14 protein-coding genes are annotated in these 16,104 nt (G+C 47.9%); 9 read left to right on the top strand and 5 right to left on the bottom strand.

Annotation, left to right across the window (positions count from 1 at the left end; translation table 11 throughout):
- Window positions 1–17 precede the first annotated feature (17 nt).
- From minD to ACOMG9_RS15485, 3 genes are all read left to right on the top strand, one after another.
- A complete protein-coding gene (minD, locus tag ACOMG9_RS15475) occupies window positions 18–833 on the top strand; it encodes a septum site-determining protein MinD (RefSeq protein ID WP_317142193.1) in 816 nt (271 codons plus the stop codon).
- Entirely contained in the window at window positions 830–1,087 is a 258-nt protein-coding gene (gene minE, locus ACOMG9_RS15480) for a cell division topological specificity factor MinE (RefSeq protein WP_422134340.1), read from the top strand. Before minD ends, minE begins: the two co-directional genes overlap by 4 nt.
- 426 nt (window positions 1,088–1,513) lie before the next feature.
- Window positions 1,514–1,690, top strand: coding sequence for a hypothetical protein (locus tag ACOMG9_RS15485; protein ID WP_422134341.1), 177 nt, complete (start codon window positions 1,514–1,516; stop codon window positions 1,688–1,690).
- 81 nt (window positions 1,691–1,771) lie between these two features.
- Here the strand turns inward: ACOMG9_RS15485 and ACOMG9_RS15490 are convergent, their stop codons facing one another.
- A complete protein-coding gene (locus ACOMG9_RS15490) occupies window positions 1,772–2,749 on the bottom strand; it encodes an NAD(P)H-quinone oxidoreductase (protein WP_448217537.1) in 978 nt (325 codons plus the stop codon).
- Window positions 2,750–3,213: 464 nt separating this feature from the next.
- On the opposite strand from ACOMG9_RS15490, the gene ACOMG9_RS15495 reads away from it, so the two are divergent.
- Both ACOMG9_RS15495 and ACOMG9_RS15500 read left to right on the top strand, forming a co-directional pair.
- Window positions 3,214–5,388 carry a carboxy terminal-processing peptidase gene (locus ACOMG9_RS15495; RefSeq protein WP_448217538.1) on the top strand — a complete coding sequence of 725 codons (2,175 nt, stop codon included), beginning with the start codon at window positions 3,214–3,216 and terminating at the stop codon, window positions 5,386–5,388.
- 172 nt (window positions 5,389–5,560) lie between these two features.
- Window positions 5,561–5,944: an antibiotic biosynthesis monooxygenase family protein gene (locus ACOMG9_RS15500; protein WP_448217539.1), complete on the top strand. Its 384-nt coding sequence runs from the start codon at window positions 5,561–5,563 to the stop codon at window positions 5,942–5,944.
- Window positions 5,945–6,008: 64 nt separating this feature from the next.
- Here ACOMG9_RS15500 and ACOMG9_RS15505 read toward each other — a convergent pair whose 3' ends face one another.
- The 3 genes from ACOMG9_RS15505 to zigA form a co-directional block, all read right to left on the bottom strand.
- Window positions 6,009–6,377 carry a SpoIIAA family protein gene (locus ACOMG9_RS15505; protein WP_448217540.1) on the bottom strand — a complete coding sequence of 123 codons (369 nt, stop codon included), beginning with the start codon at window positions 6,375–6,377 and terminating at the stop codon, window positions 6,009–6,011.
- 149 nt (window positions 6,378–6,526) lie between these two features.
- Entirely contained in the window at window positions 6,527–6,958 is a 432-nt protein-coding gene (locus ACOMG9_RS15510; RefSeq protein WP_448217541.1) for a TraR/DksA family transcriptional regulator, read from the bottom strand.
- The gene (zigA, locus tag ACOMG9_RS15515) at window positions 6,955–8,154 is read right to left on the bottom strand and encodes a zinc metallochaperone GTPase ZigA (protein WP_448217542.1); all 1,200 of its coding nucleotides are present in this window, start codon (window positions 8,152–8,154) and stop codon (window positions 6,955–6,957) included. The genes ACOMG9_RS15510 and zigA overlap by 4 nt, the downstream gene beginning before the upstream one ends.
- Window positions 8,155–8,446: 292 nt before the next feature.
- Here zigA and ACOMG9_RS15520 point away from each other — a divergent pair, with 292 nt between their 5' ends.
- The 3 genes from ACOMG9_RS15520 (at window position 8,447) to katG (ending at window position 12,691) form a co-directional block, all read left to right on the top strand.
- Window positions 8,447–9,385 (top strand): hypothetical protein, encoded by a 939-nt coding sequence (locus ACOMG9_RS15520; RefSeq protein WP_448217543.1) that lies wholly within the window; start codon window positions 8,447–8,449, stop codon window positions 9,383–9,385.
- A gap of 134 nt (window positions 9,386–9,519) precedes the next feature.
- The gene (locus ACOMG9_RS15525) at window positions 9,520–10,170 is read left to right on the top strand and encodes a DJ-1/PfpI family protein (protein ID WP_448217544.1); all 651 of its coding nucleotides are present in this window, start codon (window positions 9,520–9,522) and stop codon (window positions 10,168–10,170) included.
- A 340-nt stretch (window positions 10,171–10,510) separates the two neighbouring features.
- Window positions 10,511–12,691, top strand: a complete 2,181-nt coding sequence (katG, locus tag ACOMG9_RS15530; RefSeq protein ID WP_448217545.1) for a catalase/peroxidase HPI — start codon at window positions 10,511–10,513, stop codon at window positions 12,689–12,691.
- A gap of 72 nt (window positions 12,692–12,763) precedes the next feature.
- Here katG and sstT read toward each other — a convergent pair whose 3' ends face one another.
- Complete coding sequence (gene sstT, locus ACOMG9_RS15535) at window positions 12,764–14,014, bottom strand: serine/threonine transporter SstT (RefSeq protein WP_422134353.1); 1,251 nt, start codon at window positions 14,012–14,014, stop codon at window positions 12,764–12,766.
- 1,012 nt (window positions 14,015–15,026) lie between these two features.
- On the opposite strand from sstT, the gene ACOMG9_RS15540 reads away from it, so the two are divergent.
- Complete coding sequence (locus ACOMG9_RS15540; RefSeq protein WP_494529072.1) at window positions 15,027–16,073, top strand: AraC family transcriptional regulator; 1,047 nt, start codon at window positions 15,027–15,029, stop codon at window positions 16,071–16,073.
- Window positions 16,074–16,104: the final 31 nt, after the last annotated feature.

Raw genomic sequence — 16,104 nt, forward strand, 5'->3', positions numbered from 1 at the left:
ATTCACAGGATTTGAACTTGGCACGCATAATTGTTGTAACGTCAGGAAAAGGCGGTGTTGGTAAAACCACAACCAGCGCTTCATTTGCCACGGGTCTGGCCATGAAAGGACACAGAACCGTCGTGATTGATTTCGATGTCGGGCTGCGAAATCTCGATCTTATCATGGGATGTGAGCGCAGAGTCGTTTATGATCTTGTGAACGTTATTAATGGCGAAGCAGCTCTTCATCAGGCGCTGATTAAAGACAAGCACACTGAAAATCTGAGCGTATTACCGGCATCACAGACCCGGGATAAAGAAGCACTGACTCTCGAAGGCCTTGAAGCAATTTTTGACGAGCTGGCAAAAGATTTTGAATACATTATCTGCGACTCACCTGCCGGCATTGAGCATGGTGCGCTCATGGCCTTGTACTTCGCAGACGAAGCTATCATAACGACGAACCCCGAGGTTTCTTCCGTCAGGGATTCAGACCGGATTCTGGGTATTTTGCAAAGCAAATCCCGGCGAGCTGAAAAAAAGCTTGATCCTGTTAAAGAGCATCTGTTGCTGACCCGTTATAACCCGACGAGGGTAGAAATGGGCGATATGCTTAATGTTGAAGACGTTCAGGAAATCCTTGCCATCCCTTTGCTGGCCGTTGTTCCTGAATCCAAAGATGTACTGAAGGCATCAAATCACGGTGTTCCGGTTATTCATCAGCAGACCACCGATGCCGGCCAGGCATACAATGATATGGTCGCTCGTTTTCTGGGCGCTGAATTACCCCACCGGTTTATTGAACCTCCGAAAAAAGGCTTTCTCCAGAAAGTTTTTGGGAGTCGTGCATGAGTCTGCTGCAATTTTTTAAATCCAGCAAATCCGAAGGCAGTGCATCAGTGGCCAAAGAACGTCTTCAGATACTGGTTGCTCACGAAAGACTGAACCGTTCTGGCCACGATTTTCTTCCGGCTATGAGACAGGACATACTGAAAGTCGTAGAAAAGTATTTTCAGGTAGCTGAAAACACCATCTCCGTCCGACTGGACAAAGATGGTGACTGCTCCACCCTGGAAGTCAACGTTCAGCTTCCTGAAAGCTCCTGACAGTCAGAGCCACCACCTATCTTTGCGCACATACAGTACTGGCATAGATTACTTCTATGCCAGTATCTTTCCAGCGTTGAATCAAACAGCTGTTTAATACCAATCAAACTTTCTAACTCCCCATTGCGCTGAAGATTTGAGCCTTAATCCTGCGTTGGCGATCGTCGCCACAGCTAAGGCTATGACTCCTCACACCTCCTTGTCTTAAGGCTCAAATCTCCATGCTCATCACAGGAGTTAGAAAGCACGATTGGTATAACTCACCAGAATTTGACGCCTCCAACAGTTTGCAACGTTTTAATAACACAGCGTTGCAAACTGCAATTGAAACTCTCACTTAAGTACAAATTCAGACTAACCGAATGATTGAGTTGCTGTTATTCTTAAATGGTATCCATGCAAAAGCCAGCACGGTCAGGAAAGACTATGAAACATCACTACTCTGCGCCATTTAAAAGTCGGAAAACCACTATTCGCCCACAGGTTCGCGCATACAATGCAACTGCCTACCCAAAAAACCTGAAGCCTTTGATGAAAAACAGCAGCCAGCTGCCAGCCAGCAAGCCTGAAGGCAACGAATGCTTTGAGCTCGGGTATAACTGATACATTCTGCCGAGCGCCTTCCAAAGCCCAAAGCAGAATAATCATAGGCCTTTATGACTGTTTTAAAGCGACTCAAAATCATTACGCAGGCAAGGAAAGAATCACCTTGCCTGTTGTTTTATTGGATGCCATTAAATCATACGCTTTCTGATATTGTTCTATGGGAAGAACTGTATCAATAATCGGTTTTAATTGGCCCAGAGCAAATAAAGGCCAAACCTTTTCCACTAATTCGGTTAACAACCTTTCTTTTTCGGTAATTGGCAGAAAGCGCAGGGTTGATCCCATCACCTGAATTCTTTTCATTAACAACAGCCCCATATCCAATTGTGCTTTTCGGCCTGCCATTAAACCTATAGTGACAATTCTTCCGCCGTTATTCATTAAAGGCAGGTATCTTTCCAGCCAGTCTCCGGCACAGCAATCCAACACCATATCAAAGGGGCCAAAGGCATTAAGAACTTGCCAATCCTGCCGATGTCTGTTCAGGCCATTTTTTGCTCCCAGCTCTCTGCAGAATTGCAGCTTCTCATCACTGCCGACCACTACCGTTACATCAATGCCCAAATGGTCGCATAATTGAAGAACTGCAGTACCCACACCGCTGGCACCCGCCATCAGCAGAACCTTGTCTCCGGCTTTGACCTTGCCACGATGAAACAGGTTTAGCCAGGCGGTTGTGTAAACCTCAACAATGCCACCTGCCTGAACGAGGCTCAGTGACCCGGGAACCGGCAGCAACAGCCGCTGATCACACACTACGCTGGTCGCCAGTCCTCCACCCGGCAACAACGCACACACCTGCTGACCCGGCAACCACTGGCTGACATTGGCTCCAACCGTCTCAATAATCCCGGAGCATTCCAGTCCCATAACGGGCGTTACACCTTCTGGTGGATTGTAAGTTCCGGCCTGTTGCGACAGGTCGGCACGGTTAAGACCTGCGGCCACTACGCGAACTTTTACCTGATCTTTACCCGGAGGCTTATCGGGAAAAGATCGCCATTGCAACGCCTTGTCAATAGCCATAAGTCCGTGAAAGTTTTTGCTCTCTTGCATCTTTACTCAATCCTCGTTGATCAAGCCGATACAGGTATCATGAAAATACCTCCATTATCGAGCTTCATTGAATGAGGGTTTACCAACCTGAAGCGACTCTGACAGTCCACTGACTGGCTGCATTCAGTTATAGACTGTATTATGTCTCAGGGGATATTCACAATCACAAAAGAAAACTGATTGAGAAAGCCCCCAAAGCACTGGTAACTTAAAAATAGAGGTCAACCAATGCTTTGGGATGAGTCTATGGACCAACTGTCTGGGAGCCAGCAGTGCCAAATGCGCCAAACGCAGTATCACCCGGTAACAAAGCTTTGACAGGCTCTGGACTATTTCCGGTGCAAAATAGGCTGTAACGAACGTTCTGAATATTTTGGTACAAGTGTTTCAGGCACAGTGGGATGGAGTGTCCTATAGTCGATGAACGTCGTCTTAGGCACTCTGTAATAAGGACGTAATCCTTCATGAGCCGAGGCGGCACACCCGATATCGAAAAACGACACGGAGCTTCACAATCCATGATACCGACCCTGCTAAACGCCAGGAAAATACCATCGGTTTTTTTTGCCCTGTTCACCGCGCTCTGTTTAACCACCAGCTCGGTTTTTGCCGCTGACCAGAATCTTGAGCGCCCGGTTGAAGAACTTAAGCCCAGCCTGCAGCAGGCCATTGCCAGTGTTAATGTGGTGCAACTGCTTTCACGTAACCATTACCGTAAAATTGAGCTGGACAAAGAGAGTGGTGAAAAAGTATTTCAGCGCTATCTCGATCGTCTGGACCCCAACCGCAGCTTCTTCCTGCAAAGCGATATTGATCAGTTTGCCCCCTACAAAGAAAAGCTCGACAGCTCACTCAAGAGCGGCGACCTGAAACCTGCTTTTGAAATATTCAATCGCTACACAGTCAGGGCAGAAGAACGTGCCCGCTACATGTTGGCTCAGGTCAAGCAGGGAGTCGACAAATTGAACCTGAAAAAGAACGAAGACCTGATTGTTGACCGCAAGGAGCAGCCCTGGCTGGCCAATAAAAAGGCCCAGCGTGACCTCTGGAAAAAGCAGTTCAAGGACAGCGTACTGACCTTAAAGCTGAACAACAAAACCGATGAAGAAATTGCAGATCAACTGAAACGACGTAACACCAACCTCTTACGCCGATTGCATCAGAGTAAAAGTGAAGACGTTTTCCAGACCTACATTAATTCTTTCACCGGGATTTTCGATCCCCATACCCAGTATTTTTCGCCTCAGACTGCCGAGAACTTCGACATTAATATGAGCCTTTCTCTGGAAGGTATTGGTGCAGTACTGTCTGCCGAGGATGAATACACAAAAGTGGTCAGCATAGTTCCCGGTGGTCCTGCCGATAAAGCAGGCAAGCTGAAGCCCGGCGATAAAATCATCAGCGTAGGCCAGGGCCAGAAAGGCGCCCTGGAAGATGTCGTAGGAATGCGTCTGGATGATGTGGTTAAACTGATCCGTGGTAAAAAGAAAACCCTGGTCAGACTGGAGGTCATTCCGGGGTCCAGCAAAAGCAGCAACACCCGTATTTACGAAATTGTTCGTGACAAGGTCAAGCTGGAAGAACAAGACGCGAAAAGTCACATTCTGGAATTTAAACAGAATAATAAAAACAAGCGTATAGGGGTTATCGAAATTCCTACCTTTTACATAGACTTTAAAGCGGCTCAGTCCGGTGATCCCAACTACAAGAGCACGACGCGCGACGTGCGCAAGCTGCTTGAAAAGCTCAAGAAAGAAAACCTGGACGGCCTGATCATAGACCTTCGTGGCAATGGTGGTGGCTCTTTGCAGGAAGCCAATGAGCTAACAGGCCTGTTTATTGATCAGGGCCCGACAGTTCTGGTAAGGGACAGCAGAGGTCGCACCGAGCGTCAGCAGGACCCGGACCCGACTCAGGTCTACAATGGCCCCATGGCCGTTGTGGTTGACCGCCTGAGTGCTTCTGCTTCGGAAATCTTTGCCGGTGCCATGCAAGACTATGGACGGGCACTGGTGATTGGCGGTCAGACTTACGGAAAGGGTACCGTGCAAAGCATTCAGCCGCTTAACCATGGACAGCTGAAACTGACCCTCGCCAAGTTCTACCGTATTTCCGGTGAAAGTACCCAGAACCAGGGTGTGTTGCCCGACATTGCCTTTCCGTCACTGTATGACGGACGTGATATCGGCGAAAGCAAACTGCCTGACGCCCTGCCCTGGGACACCATCAAGCCAATCCCTTACAGAAAGTATTCAGATATGAAACCTTATCTGCAACCTCTCGATGATAAGCACCGCAAGCGAACAGATGAGGACCCGGATTTCGTCTATCTGAACGAAATGAAGGAGTACCTGTCCCGCTACGAAAATCAGGAAAAAGTGTCGCTGAACGAAGCAAAGCGCAAGCACGAAATCCAGACCATGCGTAGCCAGAGGCTGGCCATTGAGAACAGGCTAAGAAAAGCCAAAGGGGAACCCCTGTTGAATAATCTGGATGAACTGGAAGCAGCCGAGCAGGAAGAGTCTTCTTCAGAAACCAAAAACAAAAAGAAAGAAACAGACGCCTTTATCAAGGAAGCCGGAATGGTTCTGGTGGATCTGGTTCAAATTCAGACAAAACAAAAAACAGCCAACCGTTAATAACCTCTCAGGGCCTGATTGTCAGGCCCTGCCAGCCTCAAGAGTTCAGCCTCCTGAATCTCAGGACAGCTACTAATATCTACCTTCCGATAAAAAACACTGGTACAATGTCGCTTAATAAAATAGAAGCGCCCTAAACAGGAAGTTATTCCGGGATTTGTTGCAATGTCTAGTGAATACTGAATGCCTGGCCTCTTCTGCTGTGCTCTCTGTTAATAACGCCCAGTCTCTGCAGGAGACTTTTAAAAACTCCAATCAGGGAACAACCATGTACGCTGTCATTTTCAGAGCAACAGTCAAAAAACTGGATCAAGAGTACCTTGAACTGGCCCAGCGCATGCGTGAGCTGGCCCTGGATGAATACGGTTGTATTGAGTTTATAGCCAGTACTGAAGGCGATCAGGAGCTGGCTATCTCATACTGGCCAGACAAAAACAGCATCCATGCCTGGAAGAACAACCCCGAACACCTGACAGCCCAAAAAAAAGGCAAAGCACTCTGGTACCATGATTACCAGGTGGAAATTGTTGAAGTCCTTCACAAATACCATGGCTAAAAATCAAATGCCCGGACACCTCTGAAGTGTAATGTTCGCACAAATCGATTTGCTCAATTGCGCCTCAATCCTCTTCCTGAATCCAGAGCTTTGCCGCCTCCAGCTGCTCGTATTTGAAGTGCCTGATTTTTGCGGCAATAAAGTGGCTGGCCATTTTTTCCCTTGCCCCCACCTCTTTTGCATCCGTCACAATGGCAATTTTTCTCAGATGTTTGTGATGATTTTTCACAAACCGGATGTGGCTGACCAGTGCACCAAAGGATTCCCAGCCGGGAAAATGATCGGTATGGATAATCAACCCGGCCAGCCCTCCTCTCTCTTCAATCAAAGGATCAATTTGTCGAGCGGCAGAAACAAAATCCTCTTTTGAAAGAGGTCCATGAGGTTCCAGAAGAGCAATGCCGTCTTTCCTGCCCATTTCAATAGAAAGCATATTCGATCCCAGCCTCCGCATGAATGAAATAGAATTGTACTGCAATCACTATAGGTCGGATCACCGTCTTCTCCAATCCATGTCCGGATGGCATGAAATCAACGTTCTTGTGGAATCTTTACGGCAGCTTATTTCAATGACTGACACCTTCAGTCCCGGTATGACTGCTCCCTGTATTCCATCCGGGCTTTCACTTCAGCGCAGTATTCGGCTGTGGGTCTTGCCAGAAGGCGGGGGATGCCTATGGGCTCGTCCGATTCAAGACAGTAACCATAGGTACCTGATCGTATACGCTCCAGTGACTGTCTGATCTTGGAGAGCAATTTTTGTTCTCGATCTAAAATCCGCAACGAAGTACTGCACTCTTCTTCCCAGGATGCTCTATCACTGTCATCGTTCAATTCCGGTGGGCTGGCCATTTGACTTTTGGCCTCTTGAATTCGAGCTTCTGTCGAGTTGTGAAGCAGCAATAGTTGGTGCTTGAAGAAATCCAGTTGCTCAGTATTCATGTAGTCAGACTCTGCAGCCTGTTTGATCTGATCTTCAGTCAACGTGCCTTGTCCCAGTGATGTTGTCTTCATTGACTTTCTCCCCAACCAGGAAAAGGATCACTCAAACTTGCCCAGTACTCTTTACCTTTGAGAACCTCGTCTTCTGTTAACAGGCAATAGTCGAGGGCTTTAGTGATGGCCTGTTGATCCAAACCCTGACCAATGAAAACAAGCTCCTGACGCATATCGCCGAAAGGTTCTACCCAGTTACTCTTGATGGAGGCGAGGTAATCTTCATCGGTAGGCCAGTTCTCTTTCGGGACAGCTTTCCAAAACATCCCTGCGAAACCATAACGTGCAATACCGCCAGCCTGACTCCATTGGCCTGCAAATTCCGGACGGGAGGCCAACCAAAAGTAGCCTTTGGATCGAATCAGTTTTCCATAGTCTCTCGCCGAGTGGAGAAACTGGTAAAACTTTTCTGGATGAAAGGGTCGGCGGGCGGTGTAACTAAAACTTCCAATGCCGTATTCTTCGGTTTCCGGCACATGTTCCCCGCGCATTTCCTTAAGCCAGCCTGGCGCTGATTGTGCGCGCTCAAAGTCAAACAGCCCAGTGTTTAATACTTCGTCAACATTTACCTGACCATGAGCAATGGGAATGATTCGGGCATTGGTATTAAGCGTTTTCAGAATCGCGGTCAAACGTTCCAGTTCGGGTTGTTCTATCAAATCGGTTTTGCTGATTAGTAGTATATCGGCGAACTCAACCTGATCTACCAATAAATCAGCGACACTGCGTTCATCCTCTTCACCTAAAGACTCCCCGGTTTCCTGAAGGTATTTCGCCTCGTCATAATCCTTGAGGAAGTTCACCGCATCTACCACAGTGATCATTGTATCCAGCGTGGCGACATCAGACAGTGATTCACCCTTTTCATCAGCAAAGGTAAAGGTTTCAGCGACGGGTAAAGGCTCGGAAATGCCGGTGGACTCAATCACCAGGTAATCAAAACGTTCCTCCTGTGCCAGTTTGTTGATCTCCAGCAACAGATCTTCGCGCAAGGTACAACAAATACAGCCATTACTCATCTCCACCAGCTTCTCCTCCTGGTGACTCAGTGAGACTTCGTTTTTTACCTGTGCTGCATCGATATTGATTTCACTCATATCGTTAACGATAACGGCCACTTTTTTACCTTGACGGTTGTTAAGAATGTGGCTCAGTACAGTGGTTTTTCCTGCGCCAAGAAAGCCTGACAGCACAGTGACGGGTAGTTGAGTCATGACGGATAGTTCCGGTCCAAGTGAATATGCGGTTGAGTACGCCCTGAATTGTTATGTTATATTATAACTATTTAAATTTAGTCAACTACCACTGAATGCTTGTTTTAACCTGAGCCCGGTCATGATGATCGGGAAATGACAACCTATCTCCAAAAGATATGGAAGAGATGCAAAACGCCGTTGAAATCAGCATGGAACTTTTTCATAACTGCCAATGTCTAATTTTAAGACTGATCAGAACATTTGTACCAAGTTAGAGAGGTTGACCATTTAATTTTTCAAGGAGGACTTGATGATGATACAAGCAAGGATTCAGCCAGGAAACAATAACAGACTGCTCGACCAATGGCGCGCTAAAATCGGTCAAGAGACAGGGGATACCACTCAACCAACATTTAGTGGCCGGTTTATTGCCAGATACGATAACTTTTTAGATAAAAACTTAATGCTTAAGGTATGCAAGGACGCAAAAGAAGCCAGAAGCTTTGATGCCTTTGTCGATAACAGATTAGAGGATCTGGCCCATGAAAAAGAAATGAAATACTACCCAAATTTCCTGGACAGCAGTCCCCACAAGGATCGCTATAATGTGCCAGTGCTCGGGGCATTTTGTTCAGGTGAAATGCTGGCACCCGTTATCGCATTTGACAGGTCTTGTAAATTAGCTGACGAAGATCAGGTGAGAGCCTATCTTGAGAAAAAAAATGTCACTGAATCAGTGGCTGATCTCACCTGTTCCAGCCTGGAAAAAATGGCTCAACTAGGCAATTGGTCCGATCAGAGAGTGCCATTTCACGCCAGCATACTAAAATATACGCTTAATTCAGACTTCCCGGAAATATCGCATCTGGGTTGGCATTATGACTGGACCAGTTTATCAATGTTAACAGTCGTTTCGCCATGCGAGCAGGAAAACGGTACATACTCCGGCGGAGAGCTGTCTTTTGCTGAACGCGCACAAGAAACGTTTTTTTCCAGACTTTATTCTAAGTTTTTTTATACGCCAAGCTACATTCCTGAAACGGTCAAAACGTATTCCTATCCAGAAAGTGGCTGCTTTTTTTTCGAGAACCTCTGGTCGGAACACAAAGTGAACAAGATGAGTCTGGTTGCAGGGGAATCCTGTGAACGCGTCCTGTTTACCCTGTTCGCAAATCCGAATTTAGAACAACTGATGTCCTTTTTGAGCCGAAATTCAGACAAAAATCTGGTGACAAAAGATGGGCTTTGAAGTCAGTGACTTTGAGTGCTGCGAGGGGTTCGAAATTCTCCAAGACATATTTTTTTATTTTATCGCTTGTCTCGCTGGCCGGGCCTCTTTATATTCGAGAAACTGAATAGCACTCAAATCAAGAATAAGAATCCATGAACATTGCCATCTATATATACGACAATGCAGAAGTACTGGATTTTTCCGGTCCTTATGAAGTGTTTTCAACAGCCAGCCGGGTCTGTGCAGACGGCGAGCCTTTTAATGTCTTTCTGATAGGAGAGACTGGTGAAACCGTTACTGCCCGAGCCGGATACAGCGTGAACCCTGACTATGGGTTCTACAATCACCCCCCTGTTGACTTACTGATGGTGGTTGGCGGTGTCCATCATGCTGAATTGAAAAAGCCTCAGGTACTGGACTGGCTTCGAACTTTTTCAGCCAGTGCACACATGACAACATCCGTTTGCACTGGCGCTTTTATCCTGGCCGAAGCGGGCATTCTAACCGATCAGAAAGTCACTACTCACTGGGAAGATATTCCTGACCTGAGGCAACATTATCCACAACTGCTTGTGGTCTCTGACCAGCGCTGGGTAAAAGACGGCTCTATCATGACATCAGCCGGTATTACAGCCGGAATCGATATGAGTCTTTCCCTGGTGAGTTTGCTGCACAGTCAGGAACTTGCCGAGAAAACTGCAAGACAGATGGACTTTGTATGGATGCAGGAGCCAGAGCAACGCAGGAGCAGTTGCCGCGAGCGCCTGAGCAATGAGTCAGAAAATATGATTTCCTATGGTTGAGTACTTACGGGTTTCGATGCAAAACCATCTGGTCGTTTGATCGCAAAGTTTCATGCCTCGGTCAGTTCAGCTTGCTCAGGGACTTTGATCATTGATCCGGAACTTATTGAAGCAGTGATTGACTGAGACTAAAACCTTACTCAAATGAAGTCACTGTTTCATTTGCTTACACAGCCAATGGCTCTTAAACTTCACAACCATCCGATCCTTTTGACTTAAGTCCGACTGCATCTGGGTGGCCTCGTCCTAGTCAGGCGACCTCTCTGACACTTTCTAAACGGCTACCTTGACCTTAAGAAGTTTGTTCTGCGTTTCTACAGGAACGAATCGGAGGCTTTGTATGTCTGTTAATCAATGTCCTATTATGCATCATGCCGCTGGCAGTGGTACTTCCAACCAGGATTGGTGGCCCAATCGATTAAATCTGGAAATCCTGCGTCAACACGGTAGTGCTTCAAACCCGATGGGTGCGCATTTCGATTATGCGGCTGAGTTCAACAGCCTGGATTTCGGGGCGGTCAAGACCGACCTCACATCACTGATGACCGACTCCCAGTCCTGGTGGCCCGCCGACTTTGGTCATTATGGTCCTCTCTTTGTCCGGATGGCCTGGCACAGTGCCGGAACCTATCGCAATCTTGATGGCCGTGGTGGTGCAGGAACGGGTAGCCAGCGTTTTGCCCCCCTTAACAGTTGGCCAGATAATGCCAATCTCGACAAGGCCCGTCGTTTGCTCTGGCCTGTTAAACAGAAATACGGCCGAAAACTGTCCTGGGCTGACCTGCTGATTCTGGCAGGTAATGTGGCTCTGGAAACAATGGGCTTTAAAACCTTTGGCTTTGCCGGCGGGCGAGTAGATATCTGGGAATCAGAAAAAGATATTTACTGGGGCAACGAGAAAACCTGGCTGGGAGACGAGCGCCACATCGGTGAACGTAATCTGGAAAAGCCACTGGCCGCCGTCGAGATGGGCCTGATCTATGTTAACCCCGAAGGTCCTAATGGCAATCCTGACCCAAAAGCTGCTGCTATGGAAATCCGGAGTACTTTTGCACGCATGGCGATGGACGATGAGGAGACCGTTGCCCTGATTGCAGGTGGCCATACTTTTGGCAAGTGTCACGGGGCGGGTGACCCATCTCTGGTCGGTCCTGAACCCGAAGCAGCAGACATAACCGAGCAGGGACTGGGATGGAGCAGCAGCCATGGATCTGGAAAAGCCGGCGATACCATTACGGGTGGTCCGGAAGTGACCTGGACCAGCCAGCCAACCCAGTGGAGCAACCTGTATTTTGAAAATCTGTTCCAACACGAATGGGAACTGACCAAAAGTCCGGCCGGAGCCTATCAATGGGTGGCCAAAGACAGTGAAGACACTATTCCTGATGCCCATGATCCAACAAAACGTCATCAGCCCACCATGCTGACTACCGATCTGTCACTTCGTTTTGACGCAGCTTATGAAAAGATATCCAGAAACTTTTATGAACATCCGGATCAGTTTGCCGATGCCTTTGCCCGAGCCTGGTTTAAGCTGACTCATCGGGACATGGGACCCATTTCACGCTACCTGGGTCCGGAAGTGCCCAGCGAAGTAATGATCTGGCAAGACCCCATTCCTTCTGTTGATCATGAACTGATCAATAGGGAGGATCAGGCTGCGCTCAAGCAACAGATTCTGGGTTCTACTCTCTCAATCAGTGAACTGGTATCAACCGCCTGGGCTTCTGCCTCAACCTTCAGAGGTTCGGATATGCGTGGTGGCGCCAATGGCGCCAGAATCCGGCTGGAGCCCCAGAAAAGTTGGGAGGTCAACAGGCCAGAACAACTTACTCGCGTTCTGCAGCAGCTTGAAGATATCCAGCAAGCGTTCAATGGTTCTCAATCAGGTAACAAAAAGATTTCCCTGGCCGACCTGATTGTCCTGGGTGGTTGTGCCGCTGTTGAACAGTCTGCTAAAAATGCAGGCTACGCTATTGACCTGAAATTCAACCCTGGTCGTATGGACGCGTCGCAGCAACAAACGGATGTTCAGAGCTTCCGGCTACTGGAGCCGACAGCAGACGGCTTCAGAAACTATCAGAAAAATACCACGGATGTTTCTGCAGAGGCACTTTTAATCGACAAGGCGCAGCTGTTGACCCTGACTATCCCTGAAATGACGGTACTTGTTGGTGGCATGCGTGTTCTGAATACTAACAGCGACCAGAGTCAGCATGGGGTTTTCACCTCAAAATCAGATGCCCTGAGCAATGATTTCTTTATCAATCTGCTGAATATGGACATTGAGTGGAAAGCTACATCGGTGGATGAAAATATTTTCGAAGGCCATGATCGTGCTACCGGAGCCAGTCAGTGGAGCGCAACCCGGGTAGATCTGATTTTTGGCTCAAACTCCGAACTCCGTGCAGTAGCCGAAGTCTATGGTTCGGACGACGCCGGTGAGAAGTTTGTTCACGACTTCGCTGCCGCCTGGCTGAAAGTGATGGATCTTGACCGGTTCGACCTCAGGGATTCCTGATTGCTTCAACCAATACAAAAACCGCCAGAATCAGCTGGCGGTTTTTTTTAAGTACTGAAAAATACTTCAGTCTCAGGCATTAGCTTGCCGGATGACATCGACAGCCTGACCATTCTCTTCAGCAGAGATACAGGCTGCAGCAGTGAACAAAACGTCGGTTGAACTGTTCAATGCCGTTTCAGCAGAATCCTGGATAACACCGATAATAAAACCAACGGCAACAACCTGCATAGCCACATCAGCAGAGATGCCGAACAGGCTGCAAGCCAGAGGAATCAGCAGCAAAGAGCCACCTGCCACACCTGAGGCGCCGCAGGCAGACACAGCAGCAATCAGACTCAGAATCAGAGCCGTTGGCATGTCCACCTGGATACCCAGAGTATTGACAGCAGCAAGAGTCATTACAGTGATGGTGATGGCAGCGCCCGCCATGTTGATGGTCGCTCCCAGAGGAATGGATACAGAGTATGTATCCTCATGCAGGTTCAACTTTTTGCAAAGCTCCATGTTCACTGGAATGTTAGCGGCGGAGCTACGGGTGAAAAATGCGGTTACACCACTTTCACGCAGGCATTGGAAAATCAGTGGGTATGGGTTGCGCCTGAGTTTGGCGAACACGATCAGCGGGTTCACGACCAGCGCAATAATCAGCATACAACCGATCAGAACCATCAACAGCTGCCCGTACTCAGCCAGAGCAGAGAAACCAGTCTGGGCTATGGTGTTGGCGACCAGACCGAAGATACCAAAAGGTGCCAGCTGGATAACAAACCGAACGACGTTGGATACCGCATCGGAAAGGTCATGAATAAAACGCTTGGTGCTATCAGAAGCACGATGCAGAGCAAGCCCCAGTGCGATAGCCCATGTCAGAATACCGATAAAATTACCGGTCATCAGAGCTTCAACGGGATTCTGGACAATGTTGAACAACAGGGTGTTCAGAACTTCACCAATGCCCTGGGGCGGGTTGGCACTGGCTTCATTAGTGACCAGAGTGAGAGTAACCGGAAAAGCAAAGCTCATGGCAACGGCCGTCAGAGAGGCCGCCAGGGTGCCGATCAGGTAGAGGCTGATGATGGGCCTCATGTTGGTGTGCTGACCTTTCTTCTGGTTGGCAATAGAAGCCACCACTAGCACAAAGACCAGAACAGGTGCTATTGCTTTGAGGGAACCAACGAACAGAGAACCCAGCAAAGAGAAAGAGATAGCGGTATCAGGAGCGACGACCCCAAGGCCTGCCCCCATTACAATACCTGCGATTATCCTCAGAACCAGGCTCGTGCTGGCCATGCGTTCGAATAGAGATTGAGTTTCACCCATACCATACCCCACTTTATTTATAATGAAATTGACGCCCTTTCAGACAATCAGTTGACGATCGGGGAAAGGCTGAGCTCCCGGCTTTTGGCTGTTTGCTCATCAATCTTTCCGTACCATTCCCCTCGTCTGAAAGGCCCCTAGGAGCCTGACCGAGAATAGACTGCCCTACTGCGGCGGCAGCAAATTGGTCTGAAAATCCGCTTTTGTTCGTCAAATAGCTCGCTATTCTCCTCACAAAACCGAATTTTCATCCTCAATTTTCTGCCGTCCTCGCTACGGGCGCTATTCTCGGTCAGGCTCCTAGATATAACGGAAATCACCTATCGGGCGATCATTTTATAAGCAGTTCACACAAATCAAGTGCCCAAAACTAATGGATCAGGTCCTCTGCATTATTGATATAAGTTATATATTTAGACCGTTATTCTACAGAGTAAGTTCACTATTACTTTTCCGCCAGCTGGCTCAGTGGTCATTTCAGTGGAGGCATTGAGTCACTTTGCCCCTGACCCTGTTGATCTTTATGCGTGGGATAAAAATCAGCTTTACCCATCGTTTATTGGCCTTTAAAGCTTTTTTCCTGTTCATTTATTGAACTCAGCAGTGAGGATAGAGAGTCCGGGATGACACGTCATTGTGGATTGAACGGTAATGGGAAGGGTTTCCCTCGAGACATTAATCAGTAAATCACATGAACAATAGGTATATTCGCTCTCTGACACTGTCTTCTGCCGAAAAAGCAATCACAGCCAAAGGAAATTAGCTCGTTGTTTGAATCACGAAAGTATCCGTTTCAAGTCTCTTTTTGAGCGGTATAATCTGAAACAGGCATTAAAAGTGCCGAACGACAGTGATGCAAACATTACCACAATGGCAAACACGCCGGAACTTCATGCGCCTTTCGTCGCTGGACTGCCAGTCGCCCCCCAGACCAGGTTGAAAGTTTAATCCATCAAGTTTGCACGTTTACCAGCACACCTCTTCAACGAACCGGAAATTTATGTACCGTAAAATGTCTTTTAACGATTCATCATCGGAAGTGATTAATAAATACCGCGGAACGGTCAGTGGACGCTGGTTTGACCTGATTAATCTGCAATTACAGAAACATGGGGTGGATCCATTACCTCCCGAGCATTTCAATATTCCTCTTGAAAGCTGGTCATACTGCGACAGGCCAGTCCCGGTTGATGGCGCTCGCAGGCTGCTCTACTGGGCCGTGGAGCAAACTGATAACCCGCTGTTACCGGTCGATCTGGGGCTTTCACTCCAACCGCTTGATATCAAGTCGCTGGGTATCGTCTTATGGAGTGCTGCATCACTCAGGCAACGAATTGAAAAACTGGAGATGTATCAATCATTGGTCACGACAACTACCCGAATCATCTTCAATGAAAAAGCCGGGACAGCCACATTATTATTAATTGACAGTGATGCTCTCGATAAACAGGTCAACCTGACCACACATGGCATGATGGCCCTGGTTTCAGCTGTTACCACGGTAATACGCTGGGACAATGAAGCCAAAATCACGATACACCTGCCATTTGAACAACCGACATACCACAAAAGACTTGAGGGGAAATTGGAAAGTACTCTGAAATTCTCCATGTCTCAGTTTCGCATAGAATTCAGTGTTGATGCACTGGATCAGCCTCTGCGCACCTCTGACCCAGAGCTGCTTCAGGCAAATGAATCACTGGTTCAGAAAAAGCTGTTAATGATCGAAAAAAGCAACCTTGTTTTAAAAGTCAGTCGCTCACTCCTGGAGTTGAGCCCGCTTATACCGCCAACGACTGGTGAAATGGCAAGCCTGATGAATATGAGCAGTCGTACATTCCAGAGAAAACTGACAGAGCTGGGGCTGAGTTACCGGGAACTGGTTAACAAAATACGCCATGAAAAAGCGATTGCCCTGATTGAGTCCGGCGATACGCCCCTTTCCACTGTCGCCTATGAGTTAGGGTTTGGCGATTTGAGCAGTTTTTCCAGAGCGTTTAAAAGCTGGACAGGTTTGTCGCCAAGGCAGTACCACAATGTCCAATCCTTCAACGTTTAAAAATAAAAACGGTACGAAATATGGCTCAAAT

Source organism: Endozoicomonas sp. PH6C, assembly GCF_059322965.1.

Excerpts from the sequence above, each read along its gene's own strand:
- minE (WP_422134340.1), top strand. The coding sequence starts at position 830 with ATGAGTCTGCTGCAATTTTTTAAATCCAGCAAATCCGAAGGCAGTGCA.
- ACOMG9_RS15485 (WP_422134341.1), top strand. The coding sequence starts at position 1,514 with ATGAAACATCACTACTCTGCGCCATTTAAAAGTCGGAAAACCACTATT.
- ACOMG9_RS15490 (WP_448217537.1), bottom strand. The coding sequence starts at position 2,749 with ATGCAAGAGAGCAAAAACTTTCACGGACTTATGGCTATTGACAAGGCG.
- ACOMG9_RS15495 (WP_448217538.1), top strand. The coding sequence starts at position 3,214 with ATGAGCCGAGGCGGCACACCCGATATCGAAAAACGACACGGAGCTTCA.
- ACOMG9_RS15505 (WP_448217540.1), bottom strand. The coding sequence starts at position 6,377 with ATGCTTTCTATTGAAATGGGCAGGAAAGACGGCATTGCTCTTCTGGAA.
- ACOMG9_RS15510 (WP_448217541.1), bottom strand. The coding sequence starts at position 6,958 with ATGAAGACAACATCACTGGGACAAGGCACGTTGACTGAAGATCAGATC.
- zigA (WP_448217542.1), bottom strand. The coding sequence starts at position 8,154 with ATGACTCAACTACCCGTCACTGTGCTGTCAGGCTTTCTTGGCGCAGGA.
- ACOMG9_RS15520 (WP_448217543.1), top strand. The coding sequence starts at position 8,447 with ATGATGATACAAGCAAGGATTCAGCCAGGAAACAATAACAGACTGCTC.
- ACOMG9_RS15525 (WP_448217544.1), top strand. The coding sequence starts at position 9,520 with ATGAACATTGCCATCTATATATACGACAATGCAGAAGTACTGGATTTT.
- katG (WP_448217545.1), top strand. The coding sequence starts at position 10,511 with ATGTCTGTTAATCAATGTCCTATTATGCATCATGCCGCTGGCAGTGGT.
- sstT (WP_422134353.1), bottom strand. The coding sequence starts at position 14,014 with ATGGGTGAAACTCAATCTCTATTCGAACGCATGGCCAGCACGAGCCTG.
- ACOMG9_RS15540 (WP_494529072.1), top strand. The coding sequence starts at position 15,027 with ATGTCTTTTAACGATTCATCATCGGAAGTGATTAATAAATACCGCGGA.